17 protein-coding genes are annotated in these 24,978 nt (G+C 69.8%); 3 read left to right on the top strand and 14 right to left on the bottom strand.

What is annotated here, in order from left to right; translation table 11 throughout:
* From SB754_RS00750 to SB754_RS00730, 5 genes are read right to left on the bottom strand one after another with little or no spacing between them, the layout of a single operon-like run.
* Positions 1-903, bottom strand: coding sequence for an ABC transporter ATP-binding protein (locus SB754_RS00750; protein ID WP_410780441.1), 903 nt, complete (start codon positions 901-903; stop codon positions 1-3).
* Complete coding sequence (locus SB754_RS00745; protein ID WP_410780440.1) at positions 900-1,793, bottom strand: ABC transporter ATP-binding protein; 894 nt, start codon at positions 1,791-1,793, stop codon at positions 900-902. The genes SB754_RS00750 and SB754_RS00745 overlap by 4 nt, the downstream gene beginning before the upstream one ends.
* A complete protein-coding gene (locus SB754_RS00740) occupies positions 1,790-2,782 on the bottom strand; it encodes an ABC transporter permease (protein ID WP_410780439.1) in 993 nt (330 codons plus the stop codon). The genes SB754_RS00745 and SB754_RS00740 overlap by 4 nt, the downstream gene beginning before the upstream one ends.
* A 22-nt stretch (positions 2,783-2,804) precedes the next feature.
* Positions 2,805-3,794 (bottom strand): ABC transporter permease, encoded by a 990-nt coding sequence (locus SB754_RS00735; RefSeq protein ID WP_410780438.1) that lies wholly within the window; start codon positions 3,792-3,794, stop codon positions 2,805-2,807.
* A 49-nt stretch (positions 3,795-3,843) separates the two neighbouring features.
* Positions 3,844-5,544: an ABC transporter substrate-binding protein gene (locus SB754_RS00730; RefSeq protein ID WP_410780437.1), complete on the bottom strand. Its 1,701-nt coding sequence runs from the start codon at positions 5,542-5,544 to the stop codon at positions 3,844-3,846.
* Positions 5,545-5,717: 173 nt separating this feature from the next.
* Between SB754_RS00730 and SB754_RS00725 the strand changes: the two genes are divergently transcribed.
* Complete coding sequence (locus SB754_RS00725) at positions 5,718-6,932, top strand: ROK family transcriptional regulator (RefSeq protein ID WP_410780436.1); 1,215 nt, start codon at positions 5,718-5,720, stop codon at positions 6,930-6,932.
* A 6-nt stretch (positions 6,933-6,938) separates the two neighbouring features.
* Here SB754_RS00725 and SB754_RS00720 read toward each other — a convergent pair whose 3' ends face one another.
* A complete protein-coding gene (locus tag SB754_RS00720) occupies positions 6,939-7,784 on the bottom strand; it encodes a LacI family DNA-binding transcriptional regulator (protein WP_410780435.1) in 846 nt (281 codons plus the stop codon).
* A gap of 55 nt (positions 7,785-7,839) precedes the next feature.
* Between SB754_RS00720 and SB754_RS00715 the strand changes: the two genes are divergently transcribed.
* Together SB754_RS00715 and SB754_RS00710 are read left to right on the top strand one after the other, a co-directional pair.
* Complete coding sequence (locus tag SB754_RS00715) at positions 7,840-9,060, top strand: ROK family protein (protein ID WP_410780434.1); 1,221 nt, start codon at positions 7,840-7,842, stop codon at positions 9,058-9,060.
* A gap of 301 nt (positions 9,061-9,361) precedes the next feature.
* A complete protein-coding gene (locus tag SB754_RS00710; protein ID WP_410780433.1) occupies positions 9,362-11,377 on the top strand; it encodes a beta-galactosidase in 2,016 nt (671 codons plus the stop codon).
* Here SB754_RS00710 and SB754_RS00705 read toward each other — a convergent pair.
* From SB754_RS00705 to SB754_RS00670, 8 genes are read right to left on the bottom strand one after another with little or no spacing between them, the layout of a single operon-like run.
* Positions 11,361-13,553 carry an alpha-galactosidase gene (locus SB754_RS00705; protein ID WP_410780432.1) on the bottom strand — a complete coding sequence of 731 codons (2,193 nt, stop codon included), beginning with the start codon at positions 13,551-13,553 and terminating at the stop codon, positions 11,361-11,363. The genes SB754_RS00710 and SB754_RS00705 overlap by 17 nt on opposite strands.
* A 34-nt stretch (positions 13,554-13,587) precedes the next feature.
* Positions 13,588-16,722, bottom strand: coding sequence for a glycoside hydrolase family 2 TIM barrel-domain containing protein (locus SB754_RS00700; RefSeq protein ID WP_410780431.1), 3,135 nt, complete (start codon positions 16,720-16,722; stop codon positions 13,588-13,590).
* 9 nt (positions 16,723-16,731) lie between these two features.
* Positions 16,732-19,701 carry an alpha-mannosidase gene (locus SB754_RS00695; RefSeq protein WP_410783238.1) on the bottom strand — a complete coding sequence of 990 codons (2,970 nt, stop codon included), beginning with the start codon at positions 19,699-19,701 and terminating at the stop codon, positions 16,732-16,734.
* Positions 19,702-19,760: 59 nt separating this feature from the next.
* Positions 19,761-20,576 (bottom strand): ThuA domain-containing protein, encoded by an 816-nt coding sequence (locus SB754_RS00690; protein ID WP_410780430.1) that lies wholly within the window; start codon positions 20,574-20,576, stop codon positions 19,761-19,763.
* A complete protein-coding gene (locus SB754_RS00685) occupies positions 20,573-21,736 on the bottom strand; it encodes a Gfo/Idh/MocA family protein (protein WP_410780429.1) in 1,164 nt (387 codons plus the stop codon). The genes SB754_RS00690 and SB754_RS00685 overlap by 4 nt, the downstream gene beginning before the upstream one ends.
* An 8-nt stretch (positions 21,737-21,744) precedes the next feature.
* Positions 21,745-22,638 carry a carbohydrate ABC transporter permease gene (locus SB754_RS00680; RefSeq protein WP_410780428.1) on the bottom strand — a complete coding sequence of 298 codons (894 nt, stop codon included), beginning with the start codon at positions 22,636-22,638 and terminating at the stop codon, positions 21,745-21,747.
* 1 nt (position 22,639) lies between these two features.
* Positions 22,640-23,584 (bottom strand): carbohydrate ABC transporter permease, encoded by a 945-nt coding sequence (locus tag SB754_RS00675; protein ID WP_410780427.1) that lies wholly within the window; start codon positions 23,582-23,584, stop codon positions 22,640-22,642.
* Entirely contained in the window at positions 23,584-24,930 is a 1,347-nt protein-coding gene (locus tag SB754_RS00670; protein ID WP_410780426.1) for an ABC transporter substrate-binding protein, read from the bottom strand. Before SB754_RS00670 ends, SB754_RS00675 begins: the two co-directional genes overlap by 1 nt.
* Positions 24,931-24,978 lie beyond the last annotated feature (48 nt).

Raw genomic sequence — 24,978 nt, 5'->3', positions numbered from 1 at the left:
TCAGAGCGCGGCGGCCAGCTCCGCGTCGTCGATCGCCACCCACTCGCCCCGGTAGTGGTCGAAGCACACGCTGTTGTCGAGCGTCGAGCGGTCGATGACCGCCTCGTCGGACACCACCTTGCCCAGCCGCTCGGGGTCGGGCGCCGCAGCGGCCAGCAGACGCGTGTAGTCGTGGTGCGGGTCGAGGATCACCGCATCGGCCGGTCCGCGCTCGACGACCCGGCCCTTGTAGAGCACCAGGATCTCGTCCGAGAAGTGCCGGGCCGTCGCCAGATCGTGCGTGATGTAGAGGACCGCCAGGTTGTCCTCCCGCTGCAATCGGCCGATGAGGTTCAGCACACCGAGGCGGATGGAGACGTCGAGCATGGAGACCGGCTCGTCGGCGATCAGCACCTGCGCTCCGGGCGCCAGCGCCCGCGCGATCGCGACCCGCTGCCGCTGACCGCCGGACAGCTCGTGCGGCCGGCGATCGGCGAACGCCTCGGCCGGCGTGAGGTTGACGCGCTCCAGCATCTGCAGCACCCTCTCGTGGGTCTGCATCCGCCCCTTCGTGCGGTCGTGAAGCAGCAGGGGGCGCGCGATGTGGTGCTCGATCGAGTGGAAGGGGTTGAGGGAGGCGAACGGATCCTGGAAGACCATCTGCACGTGCCGCCGATAGACCGACCCCTGCACAGGAGTCCCGTCGTCCAGTTCGACGTCGATGCGGCCGGACGTCGGCTTCTCGAGCCGCGCAAGCATGCGCGCGATGGTGGACTTCCCCGAGCCGGACTCGCCGACGAGGGCCACCGTCCGGCCCGGCAGCAGATCGAAGCTGACCCGGTCCACCGCCCGCAGTGGTTCCCGGCGCATCCCCTTCCGTACGGAGAAGTCCTTGGTCAGGTTGGTGATGTGAGCGCTGGTCATCGGCCGGCCTCCCTTTCGTCGATGCCCGTGCGGATGAACGACCCGCGATCACCGCTGAGGCTGGGGAACGATGCGAGCAGCTTCCGGGTGTACGGGTGCTGCGGATCTGCATAGAGCTGGGCCGCGGGCGCGAGTTCGACGATGCGGCCTTCGAGCATCACGGCGATCCGGTCGCTGATCTCCAGCAGGAGCGGGAGGTCGTGGGTGATGAAGATGACGGCGAACGACAGCTCGTCGCGCAGCCGCACGATCTCGCGCAGGATGTCGCGCTGGACGACGACGTCGAGGGCGGTCGTCGGCTCGTCCATGATCATCAGTTGCGGTTCGAGGAGCATCGCCATCGCGATCATGACCCGCTGGCGCATCCCGCCGGACAGTTCGTGGGGGAACGAGGTGAGCCGCGCCGGGTCGACCCCCACGCGGCGCAGCACGTCGGCAGCGCGCTCGGAGCGTTCGGCGCGTCCCATCCCGGGCCGGTGGGCACGGAGGGTGTCCTCGAGCTGCGCCCGGATCGTGGTGACCGGGTTCAGGGCGTTCATGGCGCCCTGGAAAACCATCGACAGTTTGTCCCAGCGGAACGCGCGCATGGCGTCCTCGCCGAGCGCGAGCACATCGATGTCCTCACCGTCGCGGTCGTGGAATGTGACCGATCCCGAGGCGATCCTGGCCGGCGGGCGGTGCAGCCGGTTGATGGCGTAGGCCAGAGTCGTCTTGCCGCATCCCGACTCCCCGGCGAGTCCGAGGATCTCTCCAGGGGCGAGCGAGAGCGAGGCGTTCCGCACGGCGACCACCGGCTGCTCGACCTCGTACACGACGGTCAGGTTCTCCACCGTCAGCACGGCGGTGCGCTGGTCGGTTCCGGGGCGGGTCTGGGGGATGACGGTGCTCATGCTGCGGCCTTTCCGCGCTCCAGGCGAGCGGCTGTCCGAGCCCGCTTGCGGTGGAGGCGCACATTCTTGAGCTTCGGGTTGATGATCTCGTCGATCGAGAAGTTGATGAGCGAGAGCCCCATGCCGAACAGGGCGATGGTCAAGCCGGGCGGCACGAACCACCACCACGCGCCGAGTGGGAGCGCGAACCCGTTCTGTGCGTAGAACAGCATGGTTCCGAGGGTCGAGGAGTTCGAGGCACCGAGGCCCAGGAACGAGAGCCCGGCCTCCCCGAGGATCGCGGCGATGACGGCGAACACGAACTGCGAGGCGAGCACCGGGAGCAGGTTCGGGAGGATCTCGACGCCGATCACCCGCCACGGCCTCTCCCCGGCGACGCGCGATGCGGCGACGTAGTCCCGGCTTCGCAGCGAGAGCGTCTGCGCTCGCAGCACGCGGGCCGATGCCGCCCAGCTCGTGATCGCCAGCACGACGGCGATGGTCCAGAGGCCGCGGGACTCCTTGGGGACGAAGCCGGAGATGACGATCACCAACGGCAGACCGGGGATCACCAGGAAGACGTTGGAGAAGAGCGAGAAGGCCTCGTCGGCGAAGCCTCCGAGGTAGGCGCCGAGGATGCCGAAGAACGCCGAGAGCACCGTCGCCAGGATGCCCACGAGGAAACCGATGACGAGCGAGCCCCGCGTCGCGTAGGCGAGCTGCGCGAGCACGTCCTGGCCGGTCTGGGTGGTGCCGAGGAGGTGCTCGGCCGAGGGCGGGGTGAGGCCCGCGTCGCTGATGGCGTTCGGATCCTGCACGAAGTACGGCCCGATTGCGCCGAAGAGGATGATGCCTCCCACCAGGATCAGCCCGAGAGCCAGCCACGGTGTGAGGGTGGGAAGCATCGAGCGCCACCGCGACCGCGGCTTCCGCACGGCGATGGAGGCGGCGGCGATGCTGACGGTGCTGTCGTCGATGGCCGGTTCGGTCGCCGGCTGGATGTTGGTCATGATCGATTCCCTTTCCGGCGGGTCAGGCTCGTGCCCGGGTCCGCGGGTCGATGAGCCCGTAGAGCAGGTCGACGACGAGGTTGGCGCCGAGGACGGCGAGGGTGATGAACAGGAAGATGCCCTGCATGAGCGCGTAGTCGTTGTTCGTCACCGCCGAGAGCAGCTTCGATCCGATGCCCGGGTACGAGAACACCTGCTCGGTGACGATGGAGCCCGAGACCACGAACCCCAGCGAGATCGCGAACCCCGCCACCGACGGCAGCACCGCGTTCCTGGCCGCATAGCGGCGCAGGATCCGGCCCTCCGACAGGCCCTTGGAGCGAGCGGTGAGGATGTAGTCCTCGGACAGCGTGGACACCATCATGTTGCGCATCCCCAGCAGCCATCCGCCGATCGAGGCGATCACGATGGTCATCGCGGGCAGGAACCCGTACTGGATGGCCGACGCGATGAACTCGGGCGTCCAGCCGGGGTCCAGAGTCACGTCGTACCCGCCTTGCGCAGGGAACCAGTGCAGGGTGGTGGCGAAGATGTAGACCAGCACCAGGGCGAGCCAGAAGTACGGCACGGCGGCCAGCAGGGTCGTCGCGGGCACGAACGAGTCGAGCCACGTTCCGGGCTTCCACCCGACGAAGGCCCCGAGTGCGACGCCCGCGATGGCGGCGATGACCGTCGCGATGCCGACGAGGGCGATCGTCCAAGGAAGCGATGACGCGATCACGTCCGACACCGGCGCCGGGAAGTAGCTGACCGAGACGCCCAGGTCGCCGTGGAACACGTGCACCAGGTAGTTCCAGTACTGCACGATCAGCGGGTCGGTGGTGTTGCCGCCGAGGAGGAGCTCGTACGCCTTCCTGGTCTCCGGTGTCACCACGCCGCCGCGCTGTTGCAGCTTGGCCAGCAGGATGTCCACCGGATTGCCGGGAAGCAGGCGGGGGATCACGAAGTTGATCGTCAACGCGGCCCAGAGAGCCACCAGATAGAACCCGATCTTCTGCGCGAAGTATCTCATCGCGTCCCACCCGCCCTCATGTCGAACTCCTCCTCGGTCACGCGTCCGCCTACTTGCCGCTCGGCTTGAGCGCCTTGTAGATCTCGGCGTTGTCGGGCGATGCCCACACGGCCGGGAAGGCGAACAGGTTGTCCTTGGTGGGCCAGCCGGTGAACTTCTTCGCGTTGAACTCGCTCGTCGTTCCACCGGTCATGATCGGGATGTACGGCATGTCGGCGACGATCTTCTTCTGGATGGTGTCGAACTGCTTCTGCCGGGCCGCCGTGTCGTTCGGGTTGATCGTCGCGAGCGTGCTCACTGCGCTGTCGACCTCCGGGTCGCTGAACCGCGAGATGTTCATCGGTGCGGCGGTTCCCACCGGGGCGGTGTTCTTGGTCGTGAAGTAGTTGTTGTAGAGGTAGTACGGGTCGGACGCCGGCCCCTGGCCCAGTGAGTCGATGGCGAGCTGGAAGGTGCCCTTCGACTTCTTGTCGGTCCACTCGTTCCAGGAGGACTGCGAAGCGGTCAGCTGGATGCCGGCCTTCTTGAGCTGCTGAGCGACGGTGTCGATGGCGGTGATGTAGTCGGTCCAGCCGGTGACCACCTCGACGGTCAGCGAAAGCTTCGCGCCGTCCTTCTGGTAGATCCCGTCGGCGCCCTTGGCCCAGCCCGCCGACTGGAGCAGCGAGTCCGCCTTCGCGGTGTCCGGCTTGTTGGGGGCGATCGGCTGCTCGACGGAGGAGGAGATCAGGCTCTTCTGCGTCGTCGGCAGAGCGAAGGTCGGCGAGATGTCGCTCGCGGTGTTCTGGAAGGCGAGCGCATTGAGCTGGGTCCGGTTCAGCGCGTTGTAGATGGCCTGGCGCACGGCCGGGTCGGTCTGCGGCCCGGTGCAACCGAGGGACGTGTTCGCGCACGCGATGAAGGCCATTTGGTTCTGCGCCACGGTGATGGCCTGGTAGCCCGGATACGTCTTGGAGACGTTCGCGATGTTCGGCACGGGGCCGGTCTGCCAGTCGATCGTCCCGGCGGCGAGCGCATCGGCTCCTGCGGTGTTGCCCGACAGCGACAGGTACCGGATGTTCTTCACGGCAGGCGCGCCTCCCCAGTACTTCGGGTTCGCGGTGAGCGTGTACGCCTGGGCCTTGAAGTTGGAGAGCGTGTACGGACCGGTTCCGACCGGCTTCTCGATGACGTCGGTCGCGGGGTTCACCGTCTTCCAGATGTGCTCGGGGACGATCGGGGTGCGGGCGAGCACGGACGGCCCGCTGACGAAGGCAGGGTGCTTCCAGGTGAAGGTGACGTGCGAGTCGTCGACCTTGGCGACGGTCCCGTCGAAGCCGCCGGTGTTGATGGAGGGGGTCTTCAGGAGCATGTCGAACGTGAAGACCACGTCGTCGGCAGTGAACGTCTGCCCGTCCGACCAGGTGACGTTCTTGCGCAGAGTGACGTCGAGCTTGTCGCCCGCGTCGTTCCACGAGTACTTGGTCCCGAGGAGGGGCTTGGCGTCCTTGTTGTTGACGTTGGTGATGAAGAACAGGCCCTCGTAGATGGTGCCGATGCCGCCGATCTGCGACGGCGAGTAGGGGTTGAAGTTGATCTGGTAGTCGCCGGCCTGGCCGGTGTAGGCCACCAGGGTCGAGGAGGCGGACGACGATGCCCCGCCGGCCGAACCGGTGCAGGCGGTGAAGGCGAGGGTGGCCGCCAGTGCGGCGCCGCCCGCCACGATCGCACGGCGTCCCAGCCGTCGACCTCGTGCTGTGCTGAGGAACATCTTTGATCCTTTCCGGCCCGTCGAACGCATACGGAAGCGACGGTGCATCACATGGTTGCGGACGCCCTGAGCGCCGTGACGCTCATTCTTACGCAGATAAATAAAGTAGGTCAAGTATTGTTTCCACGACCACCTTTCCTCGCTAACATCGGCTACAGGAGAACGGGGGCACCATGAGCCGGACAGAGACCGCCGCGCGGGTTCCGACCCTCGCAACGGTGCTCGACGTCATCCGCGAGCGGGTGACGGTGAGCCGTGTCGAGCTCGCCGAAGCCACCGGGCTGACCGCGGCGACCATCACGCATGCCATCCGCGAACTGATCGATGTCGGCTTCGTGCACGAGGTCGGGACCGCAGCATCCAGCGGGGGAACCCCCCGGCGTCTGCTCGAGCTGGAGCCGACCGCGTGCTACACGGTCGGCATCCAGCTGGACCGGTTCACAGCGACCGGAGTGGTCGTCGACCTGGCAGGCCACATCGTCGCCCGGTCGAGCATGGCCGGCGCCCAGGAGGGCGAGCCGGCCGAGGTGCTGCGCTTCGTCGCGGACCACGTGAACGACCTGCTGGCGACGGCCGCCGTACCCAAATCCAAGGTGCTCGGAGTCGGGCTGGCCACCTACGGCCCGCAGGACCGCACGGCGGGAGTGCTGCTCACCGCGCAGCCGACGGCCTCCTGGCTGGAGTACCCGTTGACCGAGACACTGTCGGAGGCGCTCGGCGTCCCCGTCCTGATCGAGAACGACGCCACGGCGGCCGCGATCGGCGAGGAGGGGCTGGGCGGGGCCCGGTCCAGTTTCGCCACCGTGTACATGGCCGGGGGTATCGGCGCGGGAGTCGTGCTCGGCGGCCAGCCCTACCGGGGCGCCACCTCGAACGGCGTGGAGCTCGGGCACATCTCGATCGACGCCTTCGGGCCGGCGTGCAGCTGCGGCAACCGCGGCTGTGTGGAGAACATCGCGGGTCCGACGGCGGTGGTGCTCAAGGCGAACACCATCCCCGGGCTGGCCGACCGGCTGCGTCTCCGGGGCGACACGGTGGCCGACTTCGAGCGGATCGCGCGTGCCGCCACGTCCGGCGACCCCGACGCTCTCAGCATCCTGGAGGAGTCGGCCGCCGTCCTCGGGACCGCAACGGTCAGTCTGGTGAACCTGTTCGACGTCGCACGCGTCGTCATCGCCGGCGCAGCGTTCGCGACGGCGGGTCCGCTGTATCGGGATGCTGCGCAGGCCGCCGTCGACCGTGCGGCCTTCATGCGCTTCGCGCACCCGGTCGTGGTGGAGCTGTCGGACCACGTGTCGGACGCTGCCGCGATCGGCGGGGCCGTTGCGGTGCTGCGGAGGTCGTTCGAGGCGCGGACGGCCAGAAGCGGCGCTCCGGCCGGGCGGTGATCCGCGTCAGGACGCCGGCGGAGCTGTGCTGCCCCGCTCGACGACGATCGCGTCGCGCGCTTTCACGACAGCGACCGTCCGACCCTCGATGACCTCCAGCAGCGCTCCAGCGGCCGCGGAGCCGAGCGACCGCACATCCCGGTCCATCGCAGACAGCGGAGGGTCGCTCAGCTGGCACTCGGCCGAGTCGTCCCAGGCCAGCAGCGAGAGCTCCCCCGGAATCCGGATCCCCTCAGCGCGAGCAGCCTCCACGCCCGCGACGGCCATCGTCGCGTCGTCGTAGAGGATGGCCGTCGGCCGATCCGCGTCCGCCAGCAGGGCCAGCGTTGCGGTGCGCCCGCTCTCGGCGCTGTAGTCGCCCTCCACCGACACCCCGGTCGCTCCCTGGGCCGCAAGGGCCGAGTCGAACGCCTGCGTGCGGGCGGCCGTGTGGATGAGGTGCCTGGGCCCCCCGACACGGCCGATGCGCCGGTGGCCCAACCCCACCAGGTACGCCACGGCGTCGCTCATGGCGCGAGCGTTGTCGACGTCGATCGTGGGCAGCCGGCGCCCTCCGCCGAGCAGGATCGCCGGGAGGCCGAGCTCCTCGACCAGGGGGACACGAGGATCGTCCTCGACGAAGTCCACGATCACCACTCCGTCGATGCGCCCGTCGGCCGCCCACCGGCGGTAGTCGGCGATCTCCTCCTGCTCGTCCTCGACGATCCGCAGCAGTGCGGTACCGCCGTCCGGACCGAGCCGGTCCTCCATCCCGGCCACGAAGTCCCGGTAGAACGAGTCGACCCCGAACCGGTCGGATCGCGGCCGGACGGCGATCGACATCCTCACGGGTCCCGGGGCGGAGTGCTGCACGCTTGTAGTATTACGCATCGCGCGTCGCGAACGAGTCCGTCCCAGAGGAGCAGCCGTGGTCAACCCCAAGCCGGACCTCGGCGGTGCGACCAGCCGCGGCGTCGTCCTCGACCTCATCCGGACGAGGGGGCCCATCAGCCGGGTGCAGCTGGCGACCGCGACGGGCTTCACCCAGGCCACCATCTCGAACGTCGTCCGCCAGCTGACCACGGAGGGACTCGTCGTCGAGTCCGGCGAGAAGAAGTACACCGGCGGCAAGCCGCGGGTGATGCTCACCCTGAACCCTCGTTCGCGCTACGCCCTCGGCATCCAGCTCGGCGCCGACAGCACGACCTACGTGGTGATCGACGTGCGGGGCGACGTGGTCGGCCGAGTGCGCGAGCACGGCCTCCGCGACGCCCTCCCCGGCGACGTCGTTCCGCTGCTCGCGGATCGCGCCGCGGACCTCCTGGAGACCCTCGCCATCCCGCGCTCTGTCGTGGTCGGGGTCGGCGTGGCGGCCCCCGGTCCGCTGGATCTGGATGGTGGGAGCATCGTGGGCGCCCCCACCATGGACGCGTGGCGCGGCTTCCCGGTGCGCGACGCCGTGCAGGAGGCGCTCGGCCTGCCGACGGTTCTCGACAACGACGCCACCTGCGCCGCGGTCGGCGAGTTCTGGGGCGGGAGCACGGCGGAATCGCTCGCCCACTGCACGGTGTACATGGGCGCCGGAATCGGCGCCGGGATCGTCGTCGGCGGTTCGGTGTACCGCGGCGCGAGCTCGAACACCGGCGAGATCGGCCAGTTGCGGACGCGCACGCCGACGGGCGCAGTGGGCACCATCGAAGACGTCGCCGCTCCGCGCGCGGTCGCCGCCGCCGCGCGCGCCGCCATCCAAGCGGGGCGAGCGACGTCGATCCGGCTGAAGCCGGGCGACGATCCGTTCGACGCCTTCTCGTCCGTGGCGGTCGCCGCCGCACACGGCGACGGGCTGGCCCGTGAGCTGATCGCGGAGTCGGCCGAGTATCTGGCTGATGCGGTGCTCGCCCTGGCCGACATCCTCGACGTCGACTCCGTCGTGCTGGCGGGGCCGTCCTTCGCCGTGGCCGGGCCGCTCTACCTCCTGGCGATCCAGCACCGCCTCGCGACCGAGTTCAGTGCGCGTCAACAGCACCCGGTGCAGGCAGCGCTCTCCCAGCACGTCGTCGACGCGGCCGCCGTCGGCGCAGCGACCCTGGTGCTGCAGCGCGAACTGGCGCCGCGCTCGTTCGCGATCGGCCGCTTCGCGGTCGAGTGAGCCGCTATCGCATCTCGTCCCATGCGCGTCCGTCTGCCGCGCCGTTGCCACATTCGTGACGAATCGGAGCTCCGCCGCGCGCAGAACACACATTCGTCACGAATCGGCATTTGGCGCCAATCGCACATTCGTGACGAATCGGGGCTCCGCGGCGGCGGGAGGGCACATTCGTCACGAATCGGGGCGCGGGAGGGTGCGCAGGCGGGAGTGAGCGTGGCCTTTGTTAAGGGGTTGAAGTAATGTGGATGGGCGCGGGCGCGGCTTGCGCTCTCTGTCAGCGCTGACCCTCAGGAGCACCACGATGTCCCTCCCCCACGACCGAGCCCGCACCGCCTGGCCCACCGAAGGGCTCTCCTTCGGCGGCGACTACAACCCCGAACAGTGGTCGCGTGAGGTCGTCCTCGAAGACCTGGCGCTCATGCGCGAAGCCGGCGTGAACCTGGTCACCCTCGGCGTCTTCTCCTGGGTCGTCCACGAGCCCCGGGACGGCGAGTTCGACTTCAGCTGGATCGACGGGATGCTGGACCTGCTCCACGAGAACGGCATCCGGGTCGACCTCGCCACCCCGACGGCGGCCGTCCCGATGTGGCTCCATCTCGCGCATCCCGAGATCCTCCCGCAGGACGCGTTCGGGCATCCCCTCGCTCCGGGCGGCCGGCTCGGCTGGTGCCCCTCCTCGCCCGTGTTCCGCGGTTATGCGCTCCGTGTGGTCGAGGCGCTGGCCGAGCACGTCGCCGGGCACCCCGCGATCGCCCTCTGGCATGTCGGCAACGAGTTCGGAGGCGGGAACGCCCGCTGCCACTGCCCCGTGTCGAACGACCACTTCCGGGCCTGGCTCCGCGACCGTTACACGTCCATCGATGCCGTCAACTCCGCCTGGGGCATGGCGTTCTGGGGCAACACGTATTCGTCGTTCGACGAGATCACCACGCCGTCGGGCGCGACCGCGCACAACCCGGGCCAGTTGCTCGACTACGAACGGTTCTCCTCCGACGCCCTGCTGGAGCAGTACCGGGCGGAGCGCGAGATCCTCAAGCGGTGGACGCCGGACGTCCCCGTCACCACCAACTTCATGGTCGGACTCGGCCCGGATGTGGTGGACTACGCACGCTGGGCGCCCGAGATGGACATCGTCGCGAACGACCACTACACCTACGGCCCCGATCCCCTCCGGCGCCAGGAGTTGGCCTTCAGCGGCGACCGGATGCGCGGCATGTCGGACGGCGGCCCGTGGATGCTCATGGAGCACGCCGCCGGAGCCGCCAGCTGGCATCCGATCAACCAGCCGAAGGGACCGGGCGAGCTGGCTCGTCACGCCTTCGCCCACGTGGCACGGGGATCGAACAGCGTGATGTTCTTCCAGTGGAGGGCGTCCCGGTCGGGCACCGAGCAGTTCCACTCCGCGATGGTGCCGCACGCTGGACGGGATTCCCGGATGTTCGAGGACATCGTCCGGCTCGGCGCCGACCTGACGCACCTCGACGAGGTCATGGACACGGTCGTCGCTGACGTTCAGGTGGCCTTCCTGCACGACAACGAGGCGGGATGGGCGCTCAAGAGCGGCCTCAAGCCGACCAATCAGCCCTCCTACGCCGATACCGCCCGCGCCTTCCACAACGCCTTCTTCGATCGAGCCGTGACGGTCGACGTCGTTCCGGCCTGGGTGCCTCTCGACGGCTACAAGCTGGTCGTCGTCCCCGGACTCTTCCTCGCCTCGGAGGAGACCGCCCGGCACGTCGCCGCCTTCGCCGAGGCCGGCGGGACCGTCGTGGTCACCTGGTTCTCCGGCATCGTGGACGAGCACAATACCGTCATCACCGGCGGGTACCCTGGGGCATTCCGCGAACTGCTCGGCGTGCGGGGAGAGGAGTTCTCCCCGCTCACTCCGGAGCAGTCAGTCGACCTCGACAACGGTTGGCGGGGCGTGCGCTGGACGGAACTGCTGCGCTCCGTGGACGCCGACGTCGTCGCTGCGCACAGCGGAGGCGCGTTGGCGGGCCGGCCGGCGGTCACCCGCCGCGCGACGACCGGAGGCGGTGCGGCCTGGTATCTGTCCGTCGACCTCGACCGGCCGAGCCTGGACGACTTCGCGGCACGCATCATCGCCCAAGCGGGCATCGTCCCCGTCGCCACCGTGTCACCGGGCGTGGAGGCGGTGCGCCGTGCGTCGGCGGAGTCCTCGTATCTCTTCCTCATCAATCACGCCGACACCGAGGGCTGGGCCGATGCGTCCGGGACGGACCTCCTCACGGGCGCCGCCCACGAGGGGCGAGTCGCCCTTCGGGCCGGAGCGGTCGCCGTCATCCGAGAGCGCTGACCCGCAGGACGACCACTCGCTCGGGGAACGATCGCGGGAGCTGAAGCCCGGCCTCGGCGAGCGCCCGGCCGTTGAGCACGACCCCTGAGCCGTCCCCGTACCAGCGCGGGTCCGCGCGGCCTTCGTCGGGCGTGCCGACGACGACTGGGGCCACCCGGTACTGCGTGTCCGGGTCCAGGCCCGGCAGCGTGAACCGGCCGTACGGGGATTCGCCGGACCGGCCCACGAACGCGAGGAACAGCAGCGCCTCCGTCTTGTCGGCAGACACCGCTCCGTACAGCTGGAAGGCGGGGTCGATCTCGTCGGCACGCACGAGGTCGCCGGTGTGCAGAAGCGCACGGTGCTCCTTGTAGAGCCGGACCCACTCGGCGAGGTCCTGAATGTCCTGCTCGCCTGCCCGGCTGATGTCCCACTCGATGCCGAAGTGGCCGAAGACCGAGGTGCCCGCCCGGAAGGACAGCGCGTGCGCCCGCCCGGTCGTGTGGTTCACGGGCGAGCCGACGTGCGATCCGACCAGTTCGGCCGGCACGAGTTGCATCGTCCACCGGTTGATCTGCTGGCGCTCGAGCGGGTCGACGCAGTCGCTGGCCCACACCCGATCGGTGCGCTCGAGGACACCGAGGTCGACCCGCGCACCGCCTGAGGAGCACGACTCGATCTCGAGCCCCGGGAATCGGCGCTTCAGCTCATCCATCAACCGGTAGGCGGCGAGCGTCTGTTCGTGGACGCCCGCCGCGCCCGCCGGGAGCGTTCCGGCGTCGACCAGATCGCGGTTGTGGTCCCACTTGATGTAGGCGATCTCGTAGTCGGTGAGGATGGCGGTCATCTGCTCGAGGATGTGCTCGTACGCCTCGGGGATCCCCAGGTCGAGGACCTGCTGGTTCCTGCCGCGGAGCGGGAGGCGTCCGCCGGTCTGCATGATCCACTCCGGGTGCGCCCGCGCCAGCTCGCTGTCCTCGCTGATCATCTCCGGCTCGAACCAGAGGCCGAACTCCATCCCCAGACCGCGGACGTGGTCGACGAGAGGAGCGAGGCCGTTGGGCCACACGTCCTCGTCCACGGTCCAGTCGCCGAGGCCGCTGGTGTCGTCGCGGCGCCCGGTGAACCAGCCGTCGTCGAGGACGAAGCGCTCGACGCCGACCTCCGCCGCGCGTTCCGCGAGGCGGATCAGCCGGTCCAGGTCGTGATCGAAGTAGACGGCCTCCCAGACGTTGAGCGTGACCGGCCGCGGACGGAACGGATGCGTCGGCCGCGAGCGCAGGAAGCGGTGGAACCGGTGCGCCTGATCGTCCAGTCCCGCGCCGTACGCGCCGTACAGCCACGGGCCCCGGTAGCCGGCGCCCTCCTCCAGCAGGATCTCGCCGGGCAGGAGCAGCTCGCCGCCACCCACCACCTGGGATCCGGTGGAGAGCCGCTCCGCGTAGTGCCGGTGGTTGCCGCTGAAGGCGACGTGCACACCCCACACCTCGCCGTGCTGGAACCCGAATCCGGGCGTGCCGACGCTGAGCACGGTGGCGGCGTCCGGACCCGTGCGGCCCTTGCGGCCTTCCCGCTCGTGGGTCCCGACCACGAGCTCGCGGCGCTGCGGGATGCGCTCCTTGCTCCAGCGCCCGGCGAAGTCCAGGATCTCGCGCGCGCGTGCCGGGAGAGGCAGGGCGACGTTCAGCTCGGTCAGCTCGTAGACGCCCTGGCCGACGTTGCGCACCTCCGCCCGCGCGCGCAGCAGTCCGCTCGCCAGGAGCTCGACCTCCAGGGTGAGCTCCAGCCCCGCCCGCTCATCGTGCGCATCCACCGTGACGAGAGACGGGCCCGCTTCCACGAGTCGCCCGTCGGGGCGTGGATCAGAGTCGTCAGACGTTGCGACGGCGATGGACGCGACCGTGAAGAGGGGCGACCAGTCCGCGCCGCTCCGGTGACCCGAGAGGCCGGGCCGCCCCTGCCACCCGGCATGGTGCTCGGGGAGGAGGGCCACGCGCACGGCCTGGTCGACCACGTTCCCTGCGGCCTGCTCCTCGGCGGCGACCACCAGCGCACTGACGCTCTCCGCCGTCTGCGGCCCGAGCGATGCCCCCCAGTGGATGACCGATGGCAGCCGGCCGCCGGTGGCATCCAGGACGACACTCACTCCGCTCGCAGAGAGGTGCAGCAGCACGTCGGGCGGGAAGGTCTTGGGCACGGGAACTCCTTCGTCGGGGTGCGTGGTCAGTGCGTCACCGGGCCGCGATTCGCAGGGTGAGCGAACGGGCCTCCGGACGCAGCAGGGCGTCCGGCCAGACATCCGGGCCGCAGGCGCGCGATCCGAGTCCGTTCTGGGCGGCGTCGAGATACAAGTATGTCGCGACCGGCGCCCCCAGCTCGTACTGGTGCGCCGCGAGCCCGACCTCCTCGGCTGTGTGCCGGGCGAGCGTGAAGCCCGGACGCCGTCCCCGCGAATCCTGCTCTGCGTCGATCCGCAGCCAGTCGCGCCCCCGAGAGAGGAGGGCGAGCTGCCGCAGATCGCTGCGGTGGCCGCTCTCCTGCGGCCACGCGTACGGAACGGTCAGCTGGTCGATGCCGGCCCGGTAGCGGCCGACGCGCACTCCCCGGCGGGAGTCCGGGTACGACTCCCCCGGACCCGTTCCGAACCACTCCGCCTCGTCCACCTCGACCGGCAGGTCGAAACGGACGCCCAGGCGCGGCCAGACGATGTCCCACCGGGAGCTGGGGATCAGCTGCAGGGCGAGCCGCACCGTCTCCCCGTCCGTCTCCCAGGATTCGTCGAGGGTCACGGACACGCGCGTGTCGGCCGCCGCCCACCGGGTCCGCCGGCGGAGGGTGCTCTCGGTCCTCGTGGCCTCGAGGACGCGAGAACGCAACCGGTCGAGGCCGGCCTGGCGCCAGAGCGTCGCGTACGACGGACCCGGGATGCCCATCCCCCGACCCTCCATCGGGTCGCTGACGTCGTAGCTGCCGAGGTGCGTTCCGGCGTCGTTGTCGGTCGGAGCGCGCCAGAGCTGCAGGCGTGGACCGGTGACGGGCGTGCCGCCGAGGGTGATCAGCCGCCCATCCGCGAATTCCGCCGGGCCGAGCGTGTAGCGGCCCGCTACCTCGAGCGACGGCTCCCGCCCCGTACGCGTTCGCACGGCCGGTGCCGCCACCACGACCGCTTCCGGCCCGGACTGCGGCAGCGGCGCCTGCGCCGTGGCGAGCACGTGGCCAGCAACGGCCCAGGCAGTGTCGGCGGCGAGCGCCGCCTCCACCGTGAACCACAACTCCCCGGAGCCTCCCCGAAGAAGATCGTCATCGAGTTCCACCCCGACGGTGACGGACTCGCCCGCACGCAGCGAGCGACCGTCAGGCCCCGCCACGCCGAGCACGCCCGTGGCGACCGTCTCTCCGTCCCGCTCGATCCGCCAGGGGAAGACCAGATCCGAGGCGTCGGAGGAGTGGCGCAGGTTGCTCACTGTCACCGACAGCGTCCGCTCGGAGACCGAGATGGCGAAGCGGAGGGGCGCCGTCACGGCGGCGAACTCGACCAGCCCCGGCGTGGGGGTGCCGTCCGACATCACCATGCCGTCCAGGCAGAAGTGACCGTCGTTCACTCCGGCCTCGGCGAAGTCGTCGCCGTAGGCGAAGAACTCCACCCCGTCCGGCGTGCGGGTCCGGATGCCGTGGTCGCGCCACTCCCACACGAAGCCGCCGTGGAGGCGCGGGTAGCGGTCCACCAGCTTCTCGTAGAGGTCGATCCCACCCGGCCCATTGCCCATGGCGTGCACGTACTCGCAGAGCAGGAAGGGCTTCGTCCGCTGGCGCACGGATTGCGCACCCGTCGCGTTCAGCAGCAGCGCCGTCGAGTCGCTGCCGATGCTCTCGACCTCGGCGATAGTGGCGTACATCCGCGAGTAGACGTCGGTGTAGTCGCCCGCGTGGTCGCCTTCGTAGTGGACCGGCCGCTCCGGGTCGCGGGCGTGCACCCACTCCGCCATCGCCGCGAGGTTCGCGCCGGTTCCGGACTCGTTGCCCAGCGACCACATCACGATGCTCGGATGGTTCTTGTCCCGCTCGACCGTCCGCTCGATGCGGTCCAGGAAGGTCGACCTCCAGGCCGGATCCTCGCTCGGGTTGTCCATCCACTCGTCCGTGCCCGGCCCGAACTGGTCCCCGCCGTGGTGGAAGGCGTGGGTCTCGATGTCGCACTCCAGCATCACCCAGAACCCGAGCTCGTCGGCGAGGTCGAGCACCCGCGGATGCGGCGGGTAGTGGGAGGTGCGGATGGCGTTCACGTTGTGGCGCTTCATCAGCTCGAGGTCGCGGCGGACGAACTCCTCGTCGAAACCCCGGCCGAGGTCCGGGTGGGTCTCGTGGCGGTTCATCCCGTGCAGCACGACCCGTCTCCCGTTGACGAGGAAGCGGTCGCCGACGATCTCGACGGTCCGGAAGCCGAGGCGCAGCGCGATGGTCTCCGCGGCGTCGCGGCTGACGACGGTCGCGTCGTAGAGGCGGGGACTCTCCGCGGTCCACGGCTCGACCTTGTCGATGTGGAGGGGCGCGACGGCCGAGGCCTCCGCCCACTCGACGTCGATGTCCAGTTCGGGCATGCGGAGGCGCACCGGGAAGGCCGCATCGCCCGCGCGGAGCTCCAGCGTCACCGCTCCGGAGCCGGTCCGCTCGTCGTACCCCGTCCGGATCCAGAGGTCCTCGATCCCGCCGACCGGGCGCGCCTGCAGCGTGACATCCCGGAAGATGCCCGGTAGCCACCACTGGTCCTGGTCCTCGACGTAGGTGGAGGCCGACCACTGGTGCACGCGCACGGCGATCGTGTTGAGTCCCGCCCTGACCGCTTCCGTCACGTCGAACTCCTGCGCGAGCCGTGACCCGGTGCCGACGCCGATCTCGACGCCGTTCAGCCAGACCCGGTAGCGCGACTCGACACCATCGAAGCGCAGCACGACCGCTTCGTAGGCGTCGCGGGCCAGCCACTCCGCCGGCAGTGAGAAGGTCCGGCGGTGGTCGCCGGTCGGGTTCTCGTCGGGTGTGAAGGGCGGGTCCTGGGGGAACGGCAGTTGCACGTTCGTGTACTGCGGCATGCCGTAACGGCCGTCGCCGTGCAGCACCCAGTGGCTGGGCACCGGCAGCTCGTCCCATCCCGAGTCGTCGAAGGCGGGGTCCGCGAACGACTCGGGCGCCTCCCCGTCGGGGAGCGCGTCGGGCGCTCCCACGCTGCCGGGCACGCCGCTCAGCATCCGGAAGCGCCAGTCTCCGTTCAGCGACATCGCCGGTGCGTCGGAGTGCAGCCACGAGCGGGCAACACGACGACGGCCCCGTCCGGGGCCGACATCGTTCAGGTAGTGGACCGTCTGTTCCATGTGTCTTCCTTACACCGCCGCCCGGGGCGAACGGAATCTGAGGGTCAGCAGTTCGAACGGTCGCAGGTCCAGTTCGAGGCGGCGCGGCGAGGAGGAGCGGAGGGCGGTCGTCTCGACCGGTTGCTCCAGCAGGTCCGTCGCCTCCACGGCCTGCCAGTCGATGGAGGTCGTGACCGTCGCCGACGAACGGTCGCCGTGCGCCTCGTAGAGCCGCACCACCAGGTCGCCGCTGCCGTCCTCCGCCAGCTTGACCGTCTCGACGACGACAGCGGGGTCGGAGACCGTGACCAGCGGCGCCACCGGCGTTCCGCGCGTCGGTCGCGGCGGGAGGCTCTGCCGGTAGCCGTCCTCGATCGCCTCGGCAATGCCTCCGGGTCGCAGGCTCACCGTGAAGCGGTGGGCGCCCTGGTCGGCGGCCGGGTCCGGGTAGAGCGGCGCGCGAAGCAGCGACAGCCTCGCCATCACCATGGGCCGTCCGGAGGGGGCTGCCACTGTGCGCATGTCGTGACCGTAGACGACGTCGTTGGCGATCGCCACTCCCCAGGCCGGCTCCCCGACCTGGATCCAGCGGTGCGCGACCGTCTCGAACCGGGCGGAGTCCCACGACGTGTTGCGGTGGATGGCCCGGTGCAGGTGCCCGAACTGGATCTCCGACGCGGCACGGTCGGTCCGGACGTCCAGCGGGAACGAGAGCTTCAACAGCTTCTGGGACTCGTGCCAGTCGATGTCGAACGCGAAATCGAGACGCCCGTCGACGAGCCGGAGGCGCACGTCGACGACCGAATCGCCGAAGTGGTGCCGGACCTCGACCGCGTCACCGTCGATGCGGACGGCCGTGGGCTCCAGCAGCTCGCGTCCGGAGCGCTGGTCCTCCTCGTTGATGTCCCAGGCGTCCCACTCCCGTGGGGTGTCGCGCAGGAGCTGCAGCACGCCACCCGCCATGCCCTCCGGCAGGACCTCGCGGTCGGCGACGAGATCGCGTACGGAGACGAGCGCGCCCCGCCTGTCGACGACGACGCGCAGGGCGGCATCCTGGAGCACGAAGGCGTCGCCGTCGGCGTACGGGGTCGCCGCCTCGGGAGCGGTCGCCGGGCCGATCCCCATGGCCGGCACGCCCTGCACCGGCAGAGGCCCGGCGTTGGCGGCCAGCGGGATGTCGCCGTCCCCCGCGAGCGCGGCGAGCGACGCCTCGATGACCTCGTCGAGGATCGCCGCGACCCGCTCGTAGGCGGCCTCCGCATCCTGGTGCACCCAGGCGATGGAGGTGCCGGGGAGGATGTCGTGGAACTGCTGCAGCAGCACGGTGCGCCACGCATCCCGCAGCTCGGCGGCCGGGTACGGCGTGCCGCGCAGGATGGACGCGGTCGCCGCCCACAGCTCCGCCTGCCGCAGCAGCGCCTCGCTGTGGCGGTTGCCGCGCTTGGTCTTCTGCTGCGAGACGAGCGTTCCGCGGTGCAGCTCGAGGTACATCTCGCCGACCCACACCGGCGGGTCGGTCAGCTCCGCCTCCGCCGCGGTGAAGAAGGACTGCGGATCGGACAGCACGACCCGCGGAGAGCCCTCGAGGTCGCGCTTGCGGGCGGCCTGGGCGAGCATCTCGCGGGTGGGTCCGCCTCCGCCGTCGCCCCAGCCGAACAGGCCGAGGACCTCGCGGGCCGTCCCCTTTTCACTGAACGTCCGCTCGGTCCGCGCAAGATCGAGGGCGCCGAGGTCGGAGTTGTACGTGTCCGCCGGCGGCAGGTGGGTGAACACGCGCGACCCGTCGATGCCCTCCCACTGGAAGGTCGAGAACGGGATGCGGTTGGTCTCGTTCCAGGACGGCTTCTGCGTCACGAAGTACCGGGCTCCCGCGGCACGCGCGATCTGCGGGAGGGCTGCGCTGTACCCGAACGAGTCCGGGAGCCAGACCTCGTCGCTCTGGATGCCGAACTGCTCCAGGAAGTACCGCTTGCCCATCACGAACTGGCGCGCGAGGGCCTCGCCGCCCGGCATGTTGGTGTCGGATTCGACCCACATGCCGCCGACCGGCCGGATGCGTCCGGCGGCGACAGCGGCACGGACCCGCTCGAACAGCTCCGGCTGGCTCTCCTGCAGCCAGGCGTACTGCTGCGCGGAGGACGCCGCGAAGACGAAGTCCGGGTCGCGCTCGATGAGGTCGAGAACGTTCGAGAAGGTGCGGGCGACCTTGCGGACGGTCTCGCGGGTCGGCCACAGCCAAGCGCAGTCGATGTGGGCGTGTCCGACGGCCGAGACGCGGAGGGCGCTCGCGGCAGCGGGTGACGCGAGCACGGCGGCGAGCGCATCCCGACCGCCCGCCGCCGTCCCGGACACGTCGTCCGGGTCCATCACGTCGACCATCCGCTCGAGGGCGTGCACGATCTCGGCGCGACGGACGCCCTCCCGGGGCAGGACGTCGACGAGCCCGTCGAGGGTCACGACATCCTGCAGCAGCTCCCACACGGCCAGGTCGCGGCGGGCGACCTCCAGCCGGGCCAGCCGGTAGATCGGCTCCTCGCCGGCAGTGGCCCGGTGGCCGAGGCGCGTCGGTTCGTACTCGTACGGCACCTGGATGGTCGGGTTCGCCGCCGCTTCCAGCAGCAGCCGGAACGGACCGGGCTCCGGGAGGGGCACCCACGCGTTGAGCGGTTCGATCGCCTTCACGATCGAGCCGTCGGGCCGGTAGGCCGTCGCCTCGGCCTGGAAGCCGGGCTGGTCGCCCGCGAAGCCGAGGTCCACGACGAGCTCGGCCTCCTCGGGCGACCAGTCGGCGGGCGCCTCGCCCCACACGTCGAACCAGACGGTGTCCCACGGCCGGCCCCACGGCGTGCCCACCGCGGCGGGCTCGAAGGACCGGCTCACCGCATCGGCGAAGGGCACAGGCTCCCCGCCGACCTGCCACATGCCGACCTCTACCGGCCGCGTCTCGCGATAGAGGGCGGGTTGGAGGCGGAAGCGGGCGAACCGGCGTACGCGCTGCATTGCCAGCGCCTCCGCATCCAGGCGCGCTCGGCTGTTCGGATTGGACTCGTCGGCCACGCTCAGATTCCCCGCGGCGCGATCGGCTCGCGGGTGTAGTAGTCGACGAGACCGTCGGGCGACGGCAGGACCGGCCGGTCGAACTCCCCGGTCAGGTACATCGGCGTCACGACGTACGGCTCCCGCGCCCGTTCGGGGCGCGCCCAGCGGACGCCGTTCGCGATCACCCGCTGCACCTCCGGCTGGTGATAGACGGGGAACACCTCGTCGCCGGGGCTGAAGTAGAAGACGCGCCCGTAGCCGCGGCGGTAGGTCACCCCGCTGCGGAACACCTCTCCGCCGGAGAAGCTGCTGATGAACACCAGCTCGTCGGGCTCGGGGATGTCGAAGAACTCGCCGTACATCTCCTGGCCCGGGATGACGATCGGCTGGGGCACGCCTTCGGCGATGGGATGCCGTGGCGCGATTGTCCAGACCAGCTCGCGGTCGGCGTCGTTGCGCCAGCGCAGGCTGCAGGTGGTGCCCATCAGGCGGCGGAAGATCTTCGAGTGGTGCCCGGAGTGCAGCACGATGATGCCCATCCCCTCCAGGACGTGGCGGTGGATGCGGTCGACGACCTCGTCGTCCACCTCGTCGTGCGCCGTGTGCCCCCACCACAGCAGGACGTCGGTCTCAGCCAGGGTCTCCTCGGTCATGCCATGCTCCGGCTGGTCGAGCACACGCGTGGAGACCGTCACATCGTCGCCGAGCAGAGCACGGATGCCGTCGGCGATGGTGGCGTGCATCCCGTCCGGGTAGATGCCGCGGACGACGGGGTTCACCTGCTCGTGGCGGTTCTCGCCCCAGACGACCACTCGGATCGGTTGTGTGCTGGTCATCGGGCGCCTCCTGACGCGATCGAGGCCGGGGCGGATCCCCAGGCCGGTGTTGCGATACCGTCGGCAGCGCTGGTCCACGACATCAGCAGCCCGGCGACATCGTCGCGCTGCTCGTCGGCGATGGCCTGGGCGAGGGATTCCTCCAGCAGGTCCGCGATGACGACGCGTTCGCCCCCGCGCTCGCTGCTGCGGATGGCGCCCTCGACCATGGCGAGGCTGAGGACGTTCGCCCGCACCTCGTTCTGCGGAGTCGTTCCGGTGCGGAGGGCGCCGACGAACTCCTCCAGGGATGCCGCGATGCCCTCGCTCCTGTCCGGAACGTCGAACCCGACCCCGTCCGCCTCGACCCGGACGACGTCGTCGCCGTCCCAGGCCGCCGCTCCGCGCTCCCCCTGGACACGCCAGTCGGCGTTCCACGAGGTCTGCAGTCCCGGCGTGCAGCGGCTCCCCGCGTAGACGAACCGCGCCCCGGAGGCCAGCTCGAACTCGGCCGATGCCGCGGCGTCGCCCGCGAACCAGCTCCACGGCGGGTTCCACGAGCTGCACCGCACCGCGACCGGCTCGTCTCCGGTCAGGTAGCGCAGCTGATCGAAGTGGTGGATGGACATGTCCACCAGCAGGGGATGCGCCATCTGCTCCCGGAAGCCCGGCTCGTGGTCGGCGTGGAAGAACTCCGCGTCCACGACGGCGAGCGGGCCGAGGGCGGCCACGGCGCCGCGGAAGGCGGTCAGGTGGTTGAAGTAGCGGCGGGACTGGCTCACCATCAGCAGCTCGCCCGTGACGTCCGCGAGGGCGACCTGGCGGAGCGCCTCGGCGACCGTCGGGGCCAGCGGCTTCTCGCACAGCACCGGGAATCCGGCGCGGAGCGCCTGCTCGTTCACGACCCGGTGCGCCTGCGGCACGGTGACGTTGATCACGGCCGCAGCGCCCGCGCGTTCGGCGATCTCCGAGACGGAGTTGCCCACTGCGACGCCGTCCAGACCGGCCGACGCGACCGTCGACGCGGCGAGCTCCACATCCAGGTCGACGACGCCGGCGACGACGGCGTGCGGGGACTGCGCGAGCATCCGGATCCACTCGCCGCCCATTGCTCCGGCGCCCACGACCACGACAGGCAGGCGTTCCCCGGGCGCTGCGGAACGGTCGATGGAATCAGTCATGGTGGAGGTCACCCCTTCACCGCGCCGCCGAGGCTGGAGCGGAGCAAGTGCTTGCGCACGAAGACGTAGAGAATCGCGGGCGGGGCCACGTAGACGATCGCGCTGGCGGCGAGAAGGCCCCAGTCGACCTGGTTGTGCTCGCTGAAGGCCCGGAACAGACCGATCGACAGCGGGTACAGCTCCTGACTCTGCAGCATCACCAGCGGCGTGAGGAAGTCGCCCCAGACCCCCATGAAGGTCAGCATCGCCGCGGCGCCGAGGCCCGGACCGACGAGCGGCAGCACGACGCGCCAGATCGCCTGGAAGCGGGTGTTGCCGTCGACCCAGGCCGCTTCCTCCAGCTCGATGGGCACGGCCGAGATGGTGCCCTTCAGCAGCCAGAGCGTGATCGGCAGCTGGAGCACCGCCTCGACGAGGATGAGCCCGATGAGGGTGTTGGTGAGCTGCAGGTTCACCATGATCAGGTAGAGCGGCACGATGGTCGCCGGCGCGGGGATGACGCGGATCAGGAGGATGCCGTACATGAACGTGCGGCGGCCGGGGAAGTTGAACCGGGCGAGGGCGTAGCCGCCTGCGACCCCGAGGGTCAGATTCAGCGCTGTCGCGCCGATCCCGATGATCAGGCTGTTGATCAGGAGCTGCGGCGTGCCGGAGTTCGTGAAGAAGCGCACGAAGTTCTCCAGCGACAGGGCGGGCACCTGCACGATGGGGCCCGCGTGCCCGTCGACGGAGCTCAGCACCACCCAGGCGAAGGGCACCAGGCAGAACAGCGCCAGCAGGGCGAGCAGGACGTAGCCGAGAACCCGCTGCACCCTGTCGACCGCGGTGAGAGGCCGCTTGCGGAAGCGTCGAGCCGGGACGGAGGCCTCCGCCGGCGAAAGACGGCTGGTCGTTGACGTCATCTCACACCTCGACTTTCGCGAGCCGCACGTAGACGACCCCCAGGACCAGGACGATGGCGAGCAGGATCATCGACGCGGCGCTGCCGATCCCGACCTGGGAGAACTGCAGCGCACGTTCGTAGATGTAGATCGCCGCCAGGCGGGTCTGGCCCGCCGGACCGCCCTGCGTGAGGAAGTAGACGAGTCCGAAGACGCCGACCGTGCTGATCGTCGTCAGCAGGAGGTACAGGAACACCGGACCGCGGATCAGTGGGAGCGTCACGTGCCGGAACACCTGCAGAGCTCGGGCGCCGTCGATCCTGGCCGCCTCGATGAGCTCGACCGGGACATCCTCGAGCGCCGCCTGGAACATGATCATGGCGAAGGCGATGCCGCGCCAGATGTTGACCGTGATGATCGACACCATCGGGACGACCTGCAGCCAGTCGGTCGGGCTGCCCCCGAAGAGCCCGGTCAGCTGATTGAGCGTGCCGGAGGGGCTGTTCGACAGCACGCTCGCCCAGGCGAGCGACGCCACGACCTCCGGCACCACCATGGGCATGAGGATGGCGGCGCCGAAGATGCCCTTGCCCCGCACCCACGGCCTGCTGAGCAGGATCGCCGCGACCATTCCCAGCACCGTCTGCCCGATGATCGCGGAGTAGAGCACGAACTGACCGGTCTGACCGAGGGACGAGAGGAAGTCGCCGTTCGTCAGCAGATAGGCGTAGTTGTCGAACCCGACGAACTTCGGGTCGCGGGCGGCGAAGCCGGTCAGCTGGGTGTTCGTGAAGCTGAGGTACACGCCGTACACGGCCGGCACCACGATGAACAGCGCGACCAGCACGACAGCCGGCCCCAGCAGGATCAGGACCAGCGGCCACACGCGCCTCTTGCCGCGCCGCCGCGCCGACGGCGGCCGGATGGCCGCCGTCGGCGAGACGTCTACGTCGGTGATGGATGTCACTACTTCACCAGGTTGGGGCCGAGCAGGTCGGTCGCATCCTTGACGAAGGCCTGATAGGCCTGCGCGCCATCCGCCTTCCCGTTGAGGATGAGCTCGGTCGAGGTGGCGATCGCCTGGGCGATCTGGTCGGAGCCGTCACCGGTCGGCACGTAGACGCTCGTGCTGAGGTCCTTGCCGGCCTGGAGCAGCTTGGGCTCGTCGGCGTACGGCTTCACCGACGCGAGGTCGTCGCGCGGGGCCGCGGCGCCGGAGGCGACGAGCTGGTCGGCCAGCGGCGTGCCGCTGGAGAGGTACTGGGCGAGGAGCATCGCCTCGTCCTTGTGCTGCGACTTCGCCGGGGTGGCGTAGCCGAAGCCGAGACCGCTCCAGCCGAAGGGCTTGTCGCCGCTGCGGAGCGCCGGGTACTGCCAGGTGTCGACCTTGGTGGTCAGATCCGGGATCGGCGTGGCTCCCTCCGGGCCCCAGTCGTACTTCCAGCCCCAGGTGCCCTGGGCCGCGACCTGGATCTTGCCGGCCGGGAACTTGACGTACTTGGTCGGCTGCCACGGGTTCGGGTTCTCCAGATCCTGCACCGGCAGGAGGCCCTTGGTGTACAGCTCGCTGTAGAGGTCGAAGACCGCCGGGAATCCACTGCTCTTCAGGTCCCACTTGCCCGACTTGAGGTCGTAGTAGGACTTGTCGGTGCCACCGAGGATCGGCTGGAAGCCTTCGTTCCACGCGCCGCCGCCCCAGGCGGTGCCCGCCGGGAGCACGATGGGCGTGTCACCCGTCTTGTCCTTCACCTGCACGAGGCGCGAGATCAGGTCGTCCCACGTCTTCGGCTGACTGGTGTCGATGCCGAGCTGGGTGAGGATGTCCTTGCGGTAGAAGAGGTTCTGCACGCCCGTGTCGTGCACGAGAGCGTAGATGTGCCCGTCCTGCCGGACCATGGCCTTCTTGAACTGCGGGTAGTAGTGGCTCCAGCCGCTCCACTTGGTCAGGTAGTCGTCGATCGGCGCGAGGTAGCCCGCTCCGGCGAATCCGGGGACCAGGCTGTCACCCATGTCGATGAGGTCGGGCGCCTGGCCCGCGATGAGCTGCTGGGTGATCTTGGTCTTGAACTGGTCGTCGGTGAGGACATCGGCCACGAGCTTGACCTTGATGTCCTTGCCCTGCTTCTTCATCGCCGCTTCGAATCCGGGGAGCAGCTTCTTCATGGAGTCGATACGGGTCTGCTGATACTCCATGACCGTGATGGTCGTGGGCCCACCGCTGCTGCTGCCGTTGCCGCCGGGGGAGCAGGCGCTGAGCCCTGCTACCGCGACGATACTGACGGCGAGGGCGGCGATAACGCGGGTGCGCTTCATTGCGGTGCCTCTCCTGGTTGCCCCGTTGGCTACTTTGCCGAATCGATG

It is taken from the genome of Leifsonia sp. SIMBA_070 (assembly GCF_046534635.1).
Classification (GTDB): Bacteria; Actinomycetota; Actinomycetes; order Actinomycetales; family Microbacteriaceae; genus Leifsonia.
Note: the sequence above shows the minus strand (reverse complement) of the source record. Positions and strands in the feature narration are given on the sequence as shown.